Here is a 13,820-nt window from a genome sequence, read left to right as displayed (position 1 = left end):
CCGGGGTTCCTTTCCAATGTCAGTAGTACACGGTGGCGGTGGCGAACAGGCCCTTGGCGCGCTGGGTGTCCCCGCCGCCGATGGCGAAGCGGTACTGCACGGCCAGATCCACATAGGAGCGTGCCGCGTTGTAGTGATCCTCGCGGAACCAGTAGCGCACGCCGATGCCCGGGCCGGCACCGAGCGACCAGCTGCGGTCGGTGTCGGACAGGGCGAAGGACTGCGTGCCAATCAGCGGATAGTCGATGCCGCTCACCCGCGAGCGCTGGTCGATCCAGTCCGCGCCCAGCACCAGGTAGGGCGTTAGCATCCAGCGGGTCTGGTCGGCGCCGAACCGGTAGCTGCGGCCGGCGCGCAGTTCGGCAGCGGCGAAGGCCTGCTGGCGACGCAGGCGGCCATCGGAATCGGCCAGGCGCCGGTTCGGATCGCCGTTGGCATCGAGCGCGTCCACGGTGAAGTGCGCGCGGTTGTCGTCCCAGCTGTAACCGGCCTGGGCGTAGCCGCTCAGCGTCCACCACTGGTTGACGTCGGTGCGCACGCCGGTGCCGTGGTAGAAGCCGTAGGTGAGGTAGGTCATCCAGCCGCCAGCACTGCTGTCGAGCCGATAGCGCGCCAGCGTGTTGACCTGCTGCGGGCGGTCGGACTCGGTCTGGATGCGGCAGCGGGTCGCCGCCGAATCCGGATACACGCCGCCGCGGCGGGTGGCGGTGCCGAGGAACTGGCGACGCTCGATGCCGGCACTCAGGCCGGTCTGGCCGAACGCATAGCGCACGCCGAACGAACCGACCGTGGACGGCCAACCCGCCACCGAGCGCGAACGGCTCAGGCGTTCGGCACGGTCGCGCGCATCCTGGGTGGCTTCGCCGGTGCAGGGGTCCACGGCGAGCAGCGACTCGAAGGTGCCGCCTTCGTCGTACAGGGTGTTAGCCAGGCGCGCATATGCTTCCAGCGTGCCGTGCTGGTTGTTGAGCGCCTGCGGGCGCCAGAAGGCTTCGAGCGTGCCGAACACCGAATCGCCGGGGGTGCTGATCGCCGCACCGCCCAGGTTGGTGGCGGCCTGGCGAGCACCGCGGTAACCGGCCGAGAGGGTGACGCCCCACTCGCGCGAGAAATTGGCGATCGAACTGCGCGTGTTGTAACGCTGCGCGGTGTCCAGCGGCAGCTTGCCCAGATCGGCGCTGTCGATGGCGCCGCGCAGCAGGGTCACCGCTTCGGGATGCTGGCCCTGCGCGGCATGGGCATAGGCCTGGTCGAGCACCACGGTCGGCGGTGCCTGGCCGGTGGCTTCGGCGGCCTGGAAATCGGTCAGCGCCCGATCCGGCGCGCCGACGCGCTGGTTGAGGTAGCCGCGCTGCATCAGCAGGCCGGCATCGTTGGGCGTGGCGGCCAACGCGGTGTCCAGGCGCTGGCGCGCTTCGGCCTGCTGGCTGCGGTCACCGGCGGCCAGCGCAGTGGTCAACAGCCGCTGCAGCGGCACGCTGTCCGGTGCGGCCTGCACGGCCTGGCGCGCTTCGCTGATCGCCTGCGGGTAATCCATGCGGCCGTAGGCGGCATACGCGCGTTGCGCCGCGCCGCCTTCGCCCTGCAGGTCCGACGGGGTCATCTCGCACTGGGTGCCGTACGGGGTGTCGCGGCACTGCTGGATCGGCGCGGGATACGAGGTCTGGGTCAGCAGCTGGCCCGGCTTGGCACTGCGCAGCGCGCGGCTGCGCAAGGCCACCGCATCGGTGATCGCCTTGCGCGTGTCGGCATCCTCGTCGGCCAGCGATGCGCTCTGCAGCGGTGCGAGCAGATGCTCGGCACGGGTGCGGTCACCACTGGCCAGCGCCGCGTCCACCGCCAGCAGCCGCACGTTGCGCTGCTGTTGGGCGTCCAGCCAATCCTGGGCGAGCACGCTGTCGAAATCGGCATTGGCCTCGGCGGTGCGGCCCAGGCGCTGGCGCAGGTAGCCGCGCATGACCAGTGCATTGGTGTCTTCGCTGTCCTGGGCAATCGCCTCGGAGGCGGCGTCCACCGCTTCGGGCAGGCGCTCGGCCAGCATCAGCGCGCTCATCAGCAGCAGCCGATGGCTGGCCACTTCCGGCGCCAGCGCAACGGCCTGGCGCGCCGGTGCAATGGCATCTTCCGGGCGCAACGCGATCAGCGCCTGGTAGCCGGCCTGCGCGGGCAGTACCGCCTGTTCGCGCTTGATGCGCAGCTGTCGGGCCATCAGGTCGGCGCGGTTCGGGGCGCCCAGATCCAGTGCGGTGGTGGCCGCCTGCAAGGCACCGTCGAGGTCGCCGCGCGCTTCCAGCGCCGCCACCCACAGGATTGCCCATGCGCCCTGCTGGGGCTGCTGGCGGAAGGCCTGCTCGGCCTTGCTGGCGGCCTCGTCCATGCGGTCGGCGTTGTAGGCCGCGTACGCGTCGGTGGCCAGCGGGAAGGCGCGCTGATAGGCCAGTTCGGCCGCGCTCGGGCGAGCCGCCGGGCGCGCACTGCCACGCGGAGTGGGTGCGCCACCGGCGGCGGTAGCCGGCGCGGCGGCGGCGAGCCCGGCCAACGCCGGATCCTGCACGCCGTCGGCGATCGCCCGACGCGCCTGCGCACGCGCTTCATCCTGGCGGCCCAGCTTCTGCAATGCGTAGATCTGCAACAGGCGCAGACGCGCCACGTCCGGGCGCAGCCGTGCCGCTTCGCTCGCCTGCCGGTAGGCCTGCGCGTAGTCGGCGCGGTCGTAGGCGGCAAAGGCCTGCTCGGCGATGCGATACGCATTGCCGGAGAGCGGCAACGGTGCCGGTTGGGCGTGCACCGTGGCGCTGCCCAACCCGAGCAGGCCCAGCGCGATCATGCTGGAAAGCAATGTGGTTCTCATGCCTTCAGCTCTCCACTGTCGCTGTATTGGGGTTGGCCGGAACGCCGATGCTGCTCGCGCACGGCTTCGGCGATGGCCGCTTCGGTGGCCACGCCGTGTTTGACCAGGTAATCGCCGATGCGGCCGTCGCGCTGCGGCTTGTAGTCATCGAGCACGCGTTCGAACTGGTCGCGTGCAATCAAGCGCATTTCCACCAGCAGGTCGCCCAGCAGCGGCACCGCATCGATGCGGTAGGTCTCGCCGCTGATCAGGCGCAGGCCCGCATTGATTTCACTTTCGCGGGCGATGAACTGGGTCAGCGTGGTGGCATGGACGTCGTGCAGCAGCTGCGCCTGTTCGGCGTCGGACAGCGGGTTGGACACAGCCACCGACAACTCGCTGGGCGTGCTCGACGGCAGCGGCAACAGGCGCCACTGCACACAGGCTTCCACCGACAGCGGGAACTGCCCGGCCTGCAGGTAGTCCACATCGATCACCGCGCGCGGCAGGTCGCCCTGGAAGGCGATGGCCTCGGCCAGGGTTTCATCATCCAGCCACCCCTGCGCGACCAGGATCCGACCGAGCGGTTGCTGGCGGCCGCCCTGTTGTTGCTGCAGCGCTTCTTTCAGCCGCTCCGGTTCGACCGCCTGCCAGGTGGTCAGCAGTTCGCCCAGGCGCTTGCGGGTCTGCACCAGCTGCGAGGTCGTGGGGAAGTCGTGCATGGTCTTGTCCCACACCATGCGCTGGCCGAACAGCAGGTACAGCAGGAACATACGCCACGCGCGGGCGGTGGCCATGAAGTTGATCATGTTGCCGACCACCATGCGCGGGATCGACATCAACGCGTGTTCCCAGCCGTACAGGCGGTTGACGAAATAGAAGCGCTGCACCACGCGCGTGGCCAGTGCGGCGGTGGTGATCAGGGCGACGTTCATCTGCCAGGTACCGGCCTGGAAGATGGTCGGGAACTGGGTAGTCCACACCCCGGTGACCTTGAGCAGCCAGAACAGCAGCAGCTGCACGAAGATCAGGTAGGCGATGATGCTGATGAACGAGGTGACGATGCCCTTGCGGTCACGCGCCAGCAGGTACTTGGTGGCCAACGAGCCACGCCAGCCCAGCGTTTCCCAGCTCTGCAGGCCGATGCCCAGCACCCAGCGCGCCTTCTGCCGGTAGGACGCCCGGAAGTTGTCGGGGAAGTACTCGCGCACGCACAACGCCATCGACTGGGTGCTTTCGCGTACCGGCCCCCAGCCGAACCACGACGGCCGGCGCACACGGAACTGCACCGGGAAGCGCGCGAAGATCGAATGCATGCCCATCGCCGCCAGGCGCGCGCCCACGTCGTAGTCTTCGGTGAGGCTGTCGGTGTTGAATGGTTGGTTGGCGGTGGCTTCGCTCAACGCCAGCAGCGCCTTGCGCGAGAAACAGGTGCCCACGCCGGCCGAAGGCACCATGCCGGACACGCTCTCGCGCACCACTAGATCCTTGGCATGCCATTCGGCAAATTCGTCCATGTACACGCCGGCGATCAACTCGTACCACTCGCGGTCCAGCGAGGTCACCGGCAGCTGGATCATGTCCTTGCGCGGCAGCAGGTAGTTGAAGAAGCGCAGTTCCATCGGATGCAGCACGTCTTCGCTGTCATGCAGGACGACGCCGGCGAACTCGATGCCATGGCGTTTTTCGTAATCGAAGATCGACAGGATCAGCCAGTTCAGGCAGTCGGCCTTGCTGGTCGGGCCGGCGTGCGGCACCTCCACCCGACGCAGGCGCTTGTAACGCCGGCGCATGCGTTCGACTTCGGCGATGGTTTCGGCATCGTTGGGATACGTGCCGACAAACACGACGTAGTCACGGTAGTCGAGCACGTCGATCATGTTCTCGACCATCTGCGCGATGACGTCGTACTCCATCCACGCCGGCACCATGATCGCCAGCGGTTGTTCGGGCCGCTGCAGCAGGTCCTGCTGGGTCAGCGGTTTGTACTCGCGGCGCTTCTTGACGGTCAGGGTGCGCCAGCTTTCGCGGACCCAGTACCAGATGTCGATGAACAGGTCATCGAGGCTGGAGATCAGGATCAGCACGGCCACCGCCGCCGCCACTGTTTCCAGGGCGGCGTAGTAGTTGGCCAGCTGGATGTTCCAGAACAGACCGTCCACGGCCGGTCAGTGACCGTTGTCGACGGACTTGCGGCGACGACGGACCTGGGTGACACGGGCCGCCAGCAGCGCGAACACCACCAACCCGACCAGCACCAGCAACCACACCATGTGCTGCTGCCAGAGCGGCTGCGGGTTGTCCTGGTCGGCCAGCGTCGCGCCGTAGGGGTCCTTGCTGTCGAAGTCGTTGACGGTGCCACGGCCATCGATCACGGCAAGGTCGCCGCGCAGCAGCCGGAACGGCGTATCCAGGGCGGGGCCCTGTGCGCCCAGATCGTTGTAGAGCACGCCGGTCTGGCCGCCGGCCTGGACCACCTGCACGGCCGCGGCGCGGTCCAGGCCGGTGAGATCCAACAGCGGCTGCGGGCTGCCGGCCACGACCAGGCGACCGTCCTTCAGGCCAGCCGGTGCGACACCGGACGGTGCCAGCGCAAAGGCCAGGTACGGGCGCGCGGGGCTGATCGCGGTACCGGCGGCCACCACTTTCAGCTCGGCCGACTGCGGGGCCACGCCCACGGCACTGGCGATGGCGATCACCTTGCCCAGCGACTGCGGTGCATCCTGCAGCCAGCTGCTCGGCACGAACACGTCATTGGCATGCGCCAGCGCGCTGGCCGCACCGACGAAGTCGGCGCCGAGCGTGCGCTTGGCCAGCTTCAGGTGGCTGCTGGGCAGGATCGAGACCGGGAACGGCGTGGCCGGATCATGGCAGTACGGACGCGCCGGCTGGCGCAGGAAACTGATCCGCACTTCATTGCGTGCCGACAAGGCATACGCCGGCACCTTGGCGACCAGCCGTTGCGGCTTGCCATCGGCGCTGAGCACCTTGGCACCCAGCAGGTAGTCGTTGAAATAGATCGAGGCAACCGCGCCCTGCCCGGCCGCGTTCGGCGCGGCCGAGACATCCACCACCACTTCTTCGGGCAGGCGGCCGTCGGAAGAGAGCTCGCCCAGCGCGAAGGTCGCACTGCGATCGCCGCGGGTGACGATATCCAGCGTGCCGGCGATGTCCCCCAGCCGGCTCAGCAGCACGGCATCCTTGTCCATCGGTGCCGCGTTGGCCTGCGTCACCTGCAGGTTGCGGCCCAAGGCATAGGCGCGCCACTGCTCGCTGAGCAGGCCGGCCACCTTGGCACCGGCGGCCGGCGCCACCACCAGGGTCGGCCGGCCAGCGATTGCCGCCACGCTCACCGAGGCGTTGCCGGGGCCCTTTTCGAGGACGGCCATGTCGCTGTTGCGCCAGGCGGTGAATGCGCTGCCCGCATCGGCGCCAGTACCCGCCACTTCGGTGGCCAAGGCATCCAGTGCGGCGCGCACGCCGGCGCGCAGCGGGTCGCTGCTGATGGCCACGTCCACCGCCAACGGCCCGGTGTCGCGCAGCGACAGCAGCGCGCCCACTTCGGCCAGGCTGGCGATGCGGTGTTCGCGACCGCCTGCGGCCAGTGCGGCATACGCCGGCACGCCCTGCAGGCTGGCCGGGATGCTGATGCCGGTCAGGTCGACCGTACTGCCGACGCCCGGCAAGGCCACCACATCGACCTGCTTGCCGCCGTTGCGCAGCGCCGCGCCTACCCGCCAAGCGGCATCATACGCCGGCGCCTGCAGTGCCTTGCCATCCACCAGCAGGCGCACCCGTACCGGCAATGCGCCCCAGGCCTTGGCCACCGTGTCCACCGCACGCCCGTCGAAGCGATAGCTGAAACGCGACTCCGGCGACAACCGCAGCACGTTGGCCGGGGCGCTCTGGTCGGCGCAGCGGTAGTCGGAGACCACCGACCACCAGCCCACGCTGACGCGCACAAAGCCGTTGTCACGCGGCAACCCGTCGATGCCCAGCAGCTGGCTGGCATCGCCCTGCGCATCGGTGATCGAGCGCGCGGCGATCGGGTCGCCATCCACCGACCACAGCCCGGAGGTGCGGCCGGTATGCCCGCGCACATAGCGGCCATCGAGCTGCAGCTGTGCATCGCGGGTGGGGACGCCGGCGGGCACCGGCAGATAGAGTTCGCGCTGGCTTTCCTGGCCGCTGAGGGTCACCGGCTGGCGGAAGCCCAGTTCGCGCAGGGTCATCGAGCGCGTCACGGTGGCATCGCTGGCCCACTCACTGAACTGTCCAGCGACGCTGTCCGCCGCGTTGACTGCGCCGAAAGGTGTGATCAAGGCCAAGGCCAGCGGTAATACCTTGGGGAAGCCTGGGGTACGACGACGGGTCTGGGTCATGGGGTCAATTCGGTCAAGGAGAAATGGGAAACCGCAGGCGCGCGGGCGGGAACGAACTCATCGAACGGCAGCCCGCGCAACGCGGCCACGATCCGGGCCGAGGCGCGGCCATCGCCATACGGGCTGGCGTCGGGCAGGAACTGTGCCGGCGTGGCCGGCCGGTCGCAGATTGCATTCACCGCCGCCACGATCCGCTCCGGGTGGGTGCCCACCAGCTTGACCACGCCGGCCTGCACCGCCTCGGGGCGCTCGGTCACTTCGCGCATCACCAGCACCGGGCGACCCAGCGCGGGCGCCTCTTCCTGCACGCCGCCCGAATCGGTCAGCACCACGTGGGCACGCTGCATCAGCCGCACGAAGTTGAGGTAATCCTGCGGGGCGATCAGGTGCACGTTGTCCAGCCCACCCAGATGCTCATGCACCGGGCCCTGCACGTTCGGATTGAGATGGACCGGGTAGACGATTTCCAGGTCCGGCCGCTGCGCCAGCTGCGCCAGCGCGCGGCAGATATTGGCGAACCCGTCGCCGAAACTTTCGCGGCGGTGGCCGGTGACCAGCAGCAGCTTGCGATCCGGTGACAGAAACGGGAACTGCGCATCGACCGATTCGCGCAGCGCGACATCACGTTCCAGGCGCTCCACGGTCAGCTCCAGCGCATCGATCACCGTGTTGCCGGTGATGCTGATCCGCCCGGCCAGGTTTTCCTGTTCCAGGTTGTTGCAGGAGCTGGCGGTCGGGGCGAACAGATGGTCGGCGACCACGTCGATCACCCGGCGGTTCATCTCTTCCGGCCACGGCTGCTGCAGATTGCCGGTGCGCAGGCCCGCTTCGACATGGCCCACCGGAATGCGCCGATGGAAGGCGGCCAGGGCAGCGGTCATGGCGGTGCTGGTATCGCCGTGGACCAGCACGCGGTCGGGCTTTTCCAGCTCGTACAGGGCGTCGAGCTTGGCGAACAGCCGCGAACACAGCCCGTTGAGGGTCTGGTTGGCAACCATCACATCGAGGTCGTGATCGGGCCGGATCTCGAACAGCGACAGCACCTGGTCGAGCATCGCGCGATGCTGGCCGGTGATGCAAACACGGGAGTCGATATCGGGGGCTGCCTCAAGGGCGCGGACCAGCGGGCCCATCTTGATGGCTTCAGGGCGAGTGCCAAAAACAGATAGAACCTTCACCGGACCGCTCCATGTTGGATTCAACGAATGTGACTTCCATCACGCAAATCGTAGGCCAAGTCCGGATCGCTAGCCAGTGCAACGTGACTTCCATCACATTTATCGGGCAAAGTGACGTAAAACGTCACTTAGTGCCCGTAACGTGAATCCATTGTGGCGGTTTAGGTCGTCTTACTCGGGTGAAAGCTCGAACACCTGGCGCAGGTAGGCGAGGTATCCCGGGTCATCGCACATGCTTTTGCCGGGCGAGTCGCTGAGCTTTGCCACCGGCTGGCCGTTGCAGCGCACCATCTTGATGACGATGTTCAGTGGCGTCGGGCCGAGGTCGTTGGTCAGATGCGTGCCGACCCCGAACGCGACCTGGCAGCGCCCGCGGAAGTAATCGAACAACTGCATGACTTTCTCGATGTTCAATCCATCGCTGAACACCAATACTTTGCTGCGCGGATCGACGCGGCGCTCCTTGAAGTGCGCCAGCATGCGGTCCCCCCAGGTGAAGGGGTCGCCGGAATCGTGCCGCACGCCGTCGAACAGCTTGCAGAAATACATGTCGAAATCGCGCAGGAACGCGTCCAGCCCGACCACGTCGGACAGCGCGATGCCCAGGTCGCCGCGGTACTCGCGCGCCCACGATTCCAGCGCCGCCACCTGCGAATCGCGCAGCCGTGGGCCCAGCGCCTGGAAGGCCTGCAGGTATTCATGGGCCATGGTGCCGTGCGGGGTCATGCCGTACAGCCGCGCGAAATGCACATTGCTGGTACCGACGAACTGGCTGCCCAGCGCGTCGCGCAGCATCGGCAGCATCCGCGCGTGCCAGTCGCGCGAGTAGCGGCGGCGGCTGCCGTAATCGGCGATGCGGCACAGCTCGAACCCGGGGGTGTCGCGCAGCAGCGCGGTCTTGGCCTGCAGCCGGCGCTCGCCCTCGGCGAAATCCGGCGTGGTGGTGTTGCGGAACCAGACTTCGTTGATGATCGCCAGCAGCGGCACTTCAAACAGGATGGTGTGCAGCCACGGGCCGGTGATGTCCAGCTCGATCTCACCGGGCACGCTGGTCGAGGCGCGCAGCTGGATGTACTTGCGGTCCAGGTGGAACAGGCCGAGGAAATCGGCGAAGTCCGGTTTGACGAAGCGCAGCCCGCGCATGTACGCCAGTTCGTCGGTGCTGAAGCGCAGCCGGCACAGGTGGTCGATCTCGACGTTGATCTGGTCGATGTAGCGGGCCAGGTCGATACCCGGGGTTCGGCACTTGAACCGGTACTGCACCTGGGCGCCGGGATGCTGATGCAGCACCGCCTGCATCATGGTGAATTTGTACAGGTCGGTGTCGAGCAGGGACTGGATGATCATGGGGTGGAAGTATGCGCCCGTCGGAAGGAAGGTCGCCCGCGCGGCCGCGCGCCCGTTCAGCGACCGCGCAGCAGGCGCGGCACCTGCACGATGGCATGCGCCCAGATCGCGGCAAATACCGCGCCCTGCACCGCCACGTTGCGGCGGGGGGCCTCGAACTTGCGGAAATAGCGCCACAGCCCGCGATGCTTGTGCCACTCCACGAAGAACGGACGCGAGCGGCTGGACACGCCGCGTACGTGGGTGACCTGCAGGTCGTTGGCGATCGCCACCACCGCACCGGCCTCGCGCGCGCGCCGGCACAGGTCCAGGTCCTCGGCATGCAGGCGGTAGCCGGCATCCCAGCCACCGATGCGGTCGAACAACGCCCGTGGCATCAGCAGCAGCGCGCCGGACAAGGCCGGTACTTCCTGCAGCGGCAGGCCGGGATCAACCGCGATGGCCAGTTTGGCGCCCTGGGCCGGATTGCGCAGCATCGCGCCGAAATCCGGATCGCGGCGGCGCACGGCCGTATCCGGCACGCCCTGCTCATCCACCTGCTCCACGCCCAGGATGCAATCGCCCAGCGCCGCACCGCGTGCGCACAGCTGCGACAACGTATCCGGGGCGACCATCAGGTCGGGGTTGATGAAGGCCAACCACGGCGCACGGCTGTCGGCCACGCCCTGGTTGTTGGCTGCGGCGAAGCCGGGATTGTCCGGGTTGGCGATGAAGCGTACCCGCGGATCGGCGCTGGCGTGGCGCTGCACGATCTCCAGGGTGCCGTCCTCGGAGCCGTTGTCGATCACGCGGATTTCGGCCACCGCCTCGGCGCTGCGCAACCGGGCCAGGCAGCCGTCCAGGGTGCTGGCGCTCTGGTAGCTGACGATGATCGCGGCGATGGCAGGGCTCAAGCGGTTACTCCGGTGGGGATGCGGCGGGCGCGGCGAACAGATCGCCCTGCGAACGCGGCATTATCGCCTGCCGGTGCAGCGGCTGCAGCGCCTGGCGCAGCGCCAGCAGCGGGTCGTCCATCAGGAACGCCGCCAGCCGCGGTTGCCAGGCCGGCCAACGCGTGCCCAGCGCTTCCATGTCGCCGTCCCAGGCACGCCCCTCCTGTGCCCGGCCCACGTAGGCGGTTTCGCACAGTGCATTGCGCCAGCCCAACCCGGCCATGCGCAGGCTCAGGTCGACCAAGGCAGCGTTCCACGAGCCGTAGCTGTGCATGTCCAGACCACCGGCCTTGCGCCGGGCATTGGCGCGCAGCAGCACGGCATGGGTGACCGCCGAAGGCAGTTCCGGGTGCTGCGGCGGCAAGGCGGCGCAGGCCTGTGCCATGGCAGTGAGGTCGTCGGGAATCGGGTTGATCTCGCCCAGCCGCGGCCAGGACGCGGTTTCACCGGCGTTGCACCACGGTGTCGCCGAGCCGATCGAGGCATCGCGCGCGAAACAGGCATCCAACTGCTGCAGCCAACCCGGCGCGGGCATCGCATCCGGGGCCAGCACCACCACGTCGGCACCGTCGCAGGCGCGCAGCATTTCATCCAGGTGGGCGACTTCGCCGATCGCGCGTGCGCGCCGGGTGTACTCCGCGCGCAGCGGGGTGTGCGCCAGCCAGTGCTCGATCACCGCCTGCGCACGCGGACCGGCCTGGCCATCGTCGGCCAGCCATACCGAGGTGTCGGTCGGCGTGCCGGCATCCAACGCGCCGAGGCAACGGTCCAGGGCGGTGTCATCGACCCCGATCGGCAGCAACACGATCGTTCCCATCAGTCCCCCTGAGCGCGGCGTTTGCGGGTAGGTGCAACGGCGGCCCGGTGTCCGTGGCCGCCTGCGCGCAGCGTAGCAGGCGTCACGGCCGCGATGATCACGCGGCCGTGGCTCAGTCTTTCTTCTTCGGGTGGTTCGGGAACGGCTCCATCGCGCGGAAGCGGCTGCTGTACTCGTCGGTCAGGTCGCGCGACTCCTGCGCGTTGCGCACGATGGTCGGGGTCAGCAGCACGATCACTTCCGAGCGCCCGGACTTCTGGGTCTTCCGGCCGAACAGCGCGCCCAGCACCGGAATCTTGCTCAGCCCGGGTACGCCGTTGGAACCTTCGTCATCGGAGTTGGTGATCAAGCCGGCCAGCATGATGGTGTCGCCGCTCTGCACCGCCGCCTCGGTGGAAATCTTGCGGGTGTTGATCGGCGGGTTGCAGGTGGTCTTGGTCGGGTCGCAGCCGGTCGGAATGGCACCGGCCGAGCTGACTTCCTGCACGATGTCCAGGAACACCACGCCATCGCGGGTAATGCGCGGGCGCACTTTCAGGATCACGCCGGTGTCCAGGTACTGCACCTGGCTGTAGGTGTTGTCACCGCCGACGCCGGTGTTCACCGACACCGAGTTGATCGGGATCTGGGTGCCCACGTTGAGCGTGGCTTCGGCGTTGTTGCGCACGAACAGCGATGGCGTCTGCAGCAGGCGCAGGTTGCTGACCTTGTCCAGCGCGGTGATCACCGCGGCGGCGTTCTTGCCGAGGAAGGTCCAGCCGGCACCGCCTTCGCCGATGGTGCCGGAGATGCTGCCCCAGATTGAACGGCCCAGCGCGCTGGGCAGGTTGGCCCCGCCACTGGCCAAGGGCGCATTGACCGCCTGCTCGAAGTACCAGTTGACGCCGTAGGCAAGGTCGCCGGTCAACGCCACTTCGGCGACCTGCGCCTCGATGTGGACCTGCATCGGCATCACGTCGAGCTTCTCGATCACCTCGCGGATCGAACGCCAGGCCTGCGGGGTGGAGCGCACCAGCAGCGTGTTGGTTTCCTCCACCGCCGAGACGCCGACGCTGTCGCCCTGCACTTCCAGGTTGAAGCTGGCATTGCCGGACTGGCGCTGCGGCAGGCTCATCGTGCCCTCGCCCATCCCGCCGCGTCCGCCACTGCTGCCGGAGGCGTTGTTGCCGAGGCTGCTGTTGTTGGCGTTGCCATCGCGGCTGCCCAGTTCCATCTGCGATGCGCCCGGGGCCAGCGAACTGCTGCCGCCACGGCCGCCGCGGCTGTTCTCGTTGGCGAAGGCCTCGGCCAGCCGTTCGGCCAGGTCCTTGGCCTTGACGTAGCGCAGTTCGTAGGAGAACAGGCGCGCGCTGCCACCGGCGGTGTCGATGCGCTCCAGCCACTGCTGGATCTGGTCCAAGTAGCGTGCCTGCGGGGTGATCACCAGCACCGCGTTGGCGTTCTCCAGCGGCAGGAAGCGGAACATGCCGGCGCTGGGCGTCTTGCTCTCTTCACCGAATATTTTTTCCAGATCGGCCGAGACCTGCTCGGCCTTGCCGGTCTGGATCGGGAACACGCCCACCGACATGCCCGACAACCAATCGACATCGAAGATCTCGACCGTGCGCAGGTAGTTTTCCAGTTCGCTGCGGGTGCCGCCCAGGGTGATCACGTTGCGGCCGCTATCGACGTTGACGATGGCATTCGGGCGCGCGTAGGGCTCCAGCACTTTCTTCATCTCGGTGGCCGAGATGAACTGCAGCGGCACCACGCGTACTTCGAAACCGCGCGCACTGGAGGCCGGTGCGGTGCTCGGCGCAACGGTGCCGGCCAGGGCCTGGTCGGCCGCGACGATGTTGTAGCGGCCGCCGCTGTAGACCATGCGGGCGTTGTTCCAACCCAGCACCATCTCCAGCAGGTTCAACGCCTGCGCCGGGGACACCGGCTTGGGCGTGGCCAGGGTCACGGTGCCCTGCACGCCCGGCGCGATCACGTAGTTCTGGCCGAGCATGTCGCCGAGGATCGCCTTGACCACCGCATGCACCGACTCGCCTTCGAAGTTGAAGGTGGCGCTGCCATTGCCGGCCTGTGACAACGAAGGCGCCGCGGCGGCGGCCGCACTGCGGTTGATCATGCTGCCGGTGCCGCGGCGGATCACCGGCTGCGGCGCGCCTGTCGGTTCCAGCGGTGCGGCATCCACGCCGTCGCGCGAGCCGTCGCCGGCGACCACCTGGTGACTGTCCAGTACCGCGTTGCGGCGTACTTCCGGCGCGGGCACCGAGGCGCAACCGGCCAACAGCGTGACGGCCAGGGACAGGGAGAAGAGACGCGGTGAGAAAAGGCGCAGTGTCATGC

The 13,820-nt window shown here is 68.0% G+C and carries 8 protein-coding genes; all 8 read right to left on the bottom strand.

The window, feature by feature from the left end; all coding sequences use genetic code 11:
• Nucleotides 1-19 precede the first annotated feature (19 nt).
• The 8 genes from AC3IPM_RS03090 to gspD all read right to left on the bottom strand — a co-directional run bounded on the left by AC3IPM_RS03090 (nucleotide 20) and on the right by gspD (nucleotide 13,818).
• A complete protein-coding gene (locus tag AC3IPM_RS03090; protein WP_489302477.1) occupies nucleotides 20-2,851 on the bottom strand; it encodes an NfrA family protein in 2,832 nt (943 codons plus the stop codon).
• Nucleotides 2,848-4,992 carry a glycosyl transferase family protein gene (locus tag AC3IPM_RS03085; RefSeq protein WP_489302476.1) on the bottom strand — a complete coding sequence of 715 codons (2,145 nt, stop codon included), beginning with the start codon at nucleotides 4,990-4,992 and terminating at the stop codon, nucleotides 2,848-2,850. The genes AC3IPM_RS03090 and AC3IPM_RS03085 overlap by 4 nt, the downstream gene beginning before the upstream one ends.
• Nucleotides 4,993-4,998: 6 nt before the next feature.
• Nucleotides 4,999-7,212, bottom strand: coding sequence for a hypothetical protein (locus tag AC3IPM_RS03080; RefSeq protein ID WP_489302474.1), 2,214 nt, complete (start codon nucleotides 7,210-7,212; stop codon nucleotides 4,999-5,001).
• Nucleotides 7,209-8,390, bottom strand: a complete 1,182-nt coding sequence (gene wecB, locus AC3IPM_RS03075; protein ID WP_489302473.1) for a non-hydrolyzing UDP-N-acetylglucosamine 2-epimerase — start codon at nucleotides 8,388-8,390, stop codon at nucleotides 7,209-7,211. Before wecB ends, AC3IPM_RS03080 begins: the two co-directional genes overlap by 4 nt.
• Nucleotides 8,391-8,561: 171 nt before the next feature.
• Nucleotides 8,562-9,737: a nicotinate phosphoribosyltransferase gene (pncB, locus tag AC3IPM_RS03070; RefSeq protein WP_489302472.1), complete on the bottom strand. Its 1,176-nt coding sequence runs from the start codon at nucleotides 9,735-9,737 to the stop codon at nucleotides 8,562-8,564.
• 56 nt (nucleotides 9,738-9,793) lie between these two features.
• Nucleotides 9,794-10,630: a glycosyltransferase family 2 protein gene (locus AC3IPM_RS03065; RefSeq protein WP_489302471.1), complete on the bottom strand. Its 837-nt coding sequence runs from the start codon at nucleotides 10,628-10,630 to the stop codon at nucleotides 9,794-9,796.
• Nucleotides 10,631-10,634: 4 nt separating this feature from the next.
• Nucleotides 10,635-11,486: a glycosyltransferase family 2 protein gene (locus AC3IPM_RS03060; protein WP_489302470.1), complete on the bottom strand. Its 852-nt coding sequence runs from the start codon at nucleotides 11,484-11,486 to the stop codon at nucleotides 10,635-10,637.
• 112 nt (nucleotides 11,487-11,598) lie between these two features.
• Nucleotides 11,599-13,818 carry a type II secretion system secretin GspD gene (gspD, locus tag AC3IPM_RS03055; protein WP_489302469.1) on the bottom strand — a complete coding sequence of 740 codons (2,220 nt, stop codon included), beginning with the start codon at nucleotides 13,816-13,818 and terminating at the stop codon, nucleotides 11,599-11,601.
• Between the last annotated feature and the right edge of the window lie 2 nt (nucleotides 13,819-13,820).

This window comes from Stenotrophomonas sp. GL_111 (assembly GCF_057835245.1).
The sequence above is the reverse complement of the archived record's forward strand: the minus strand, read 5'-3'. Positions and strand labels throughout refer to the sequence as shown.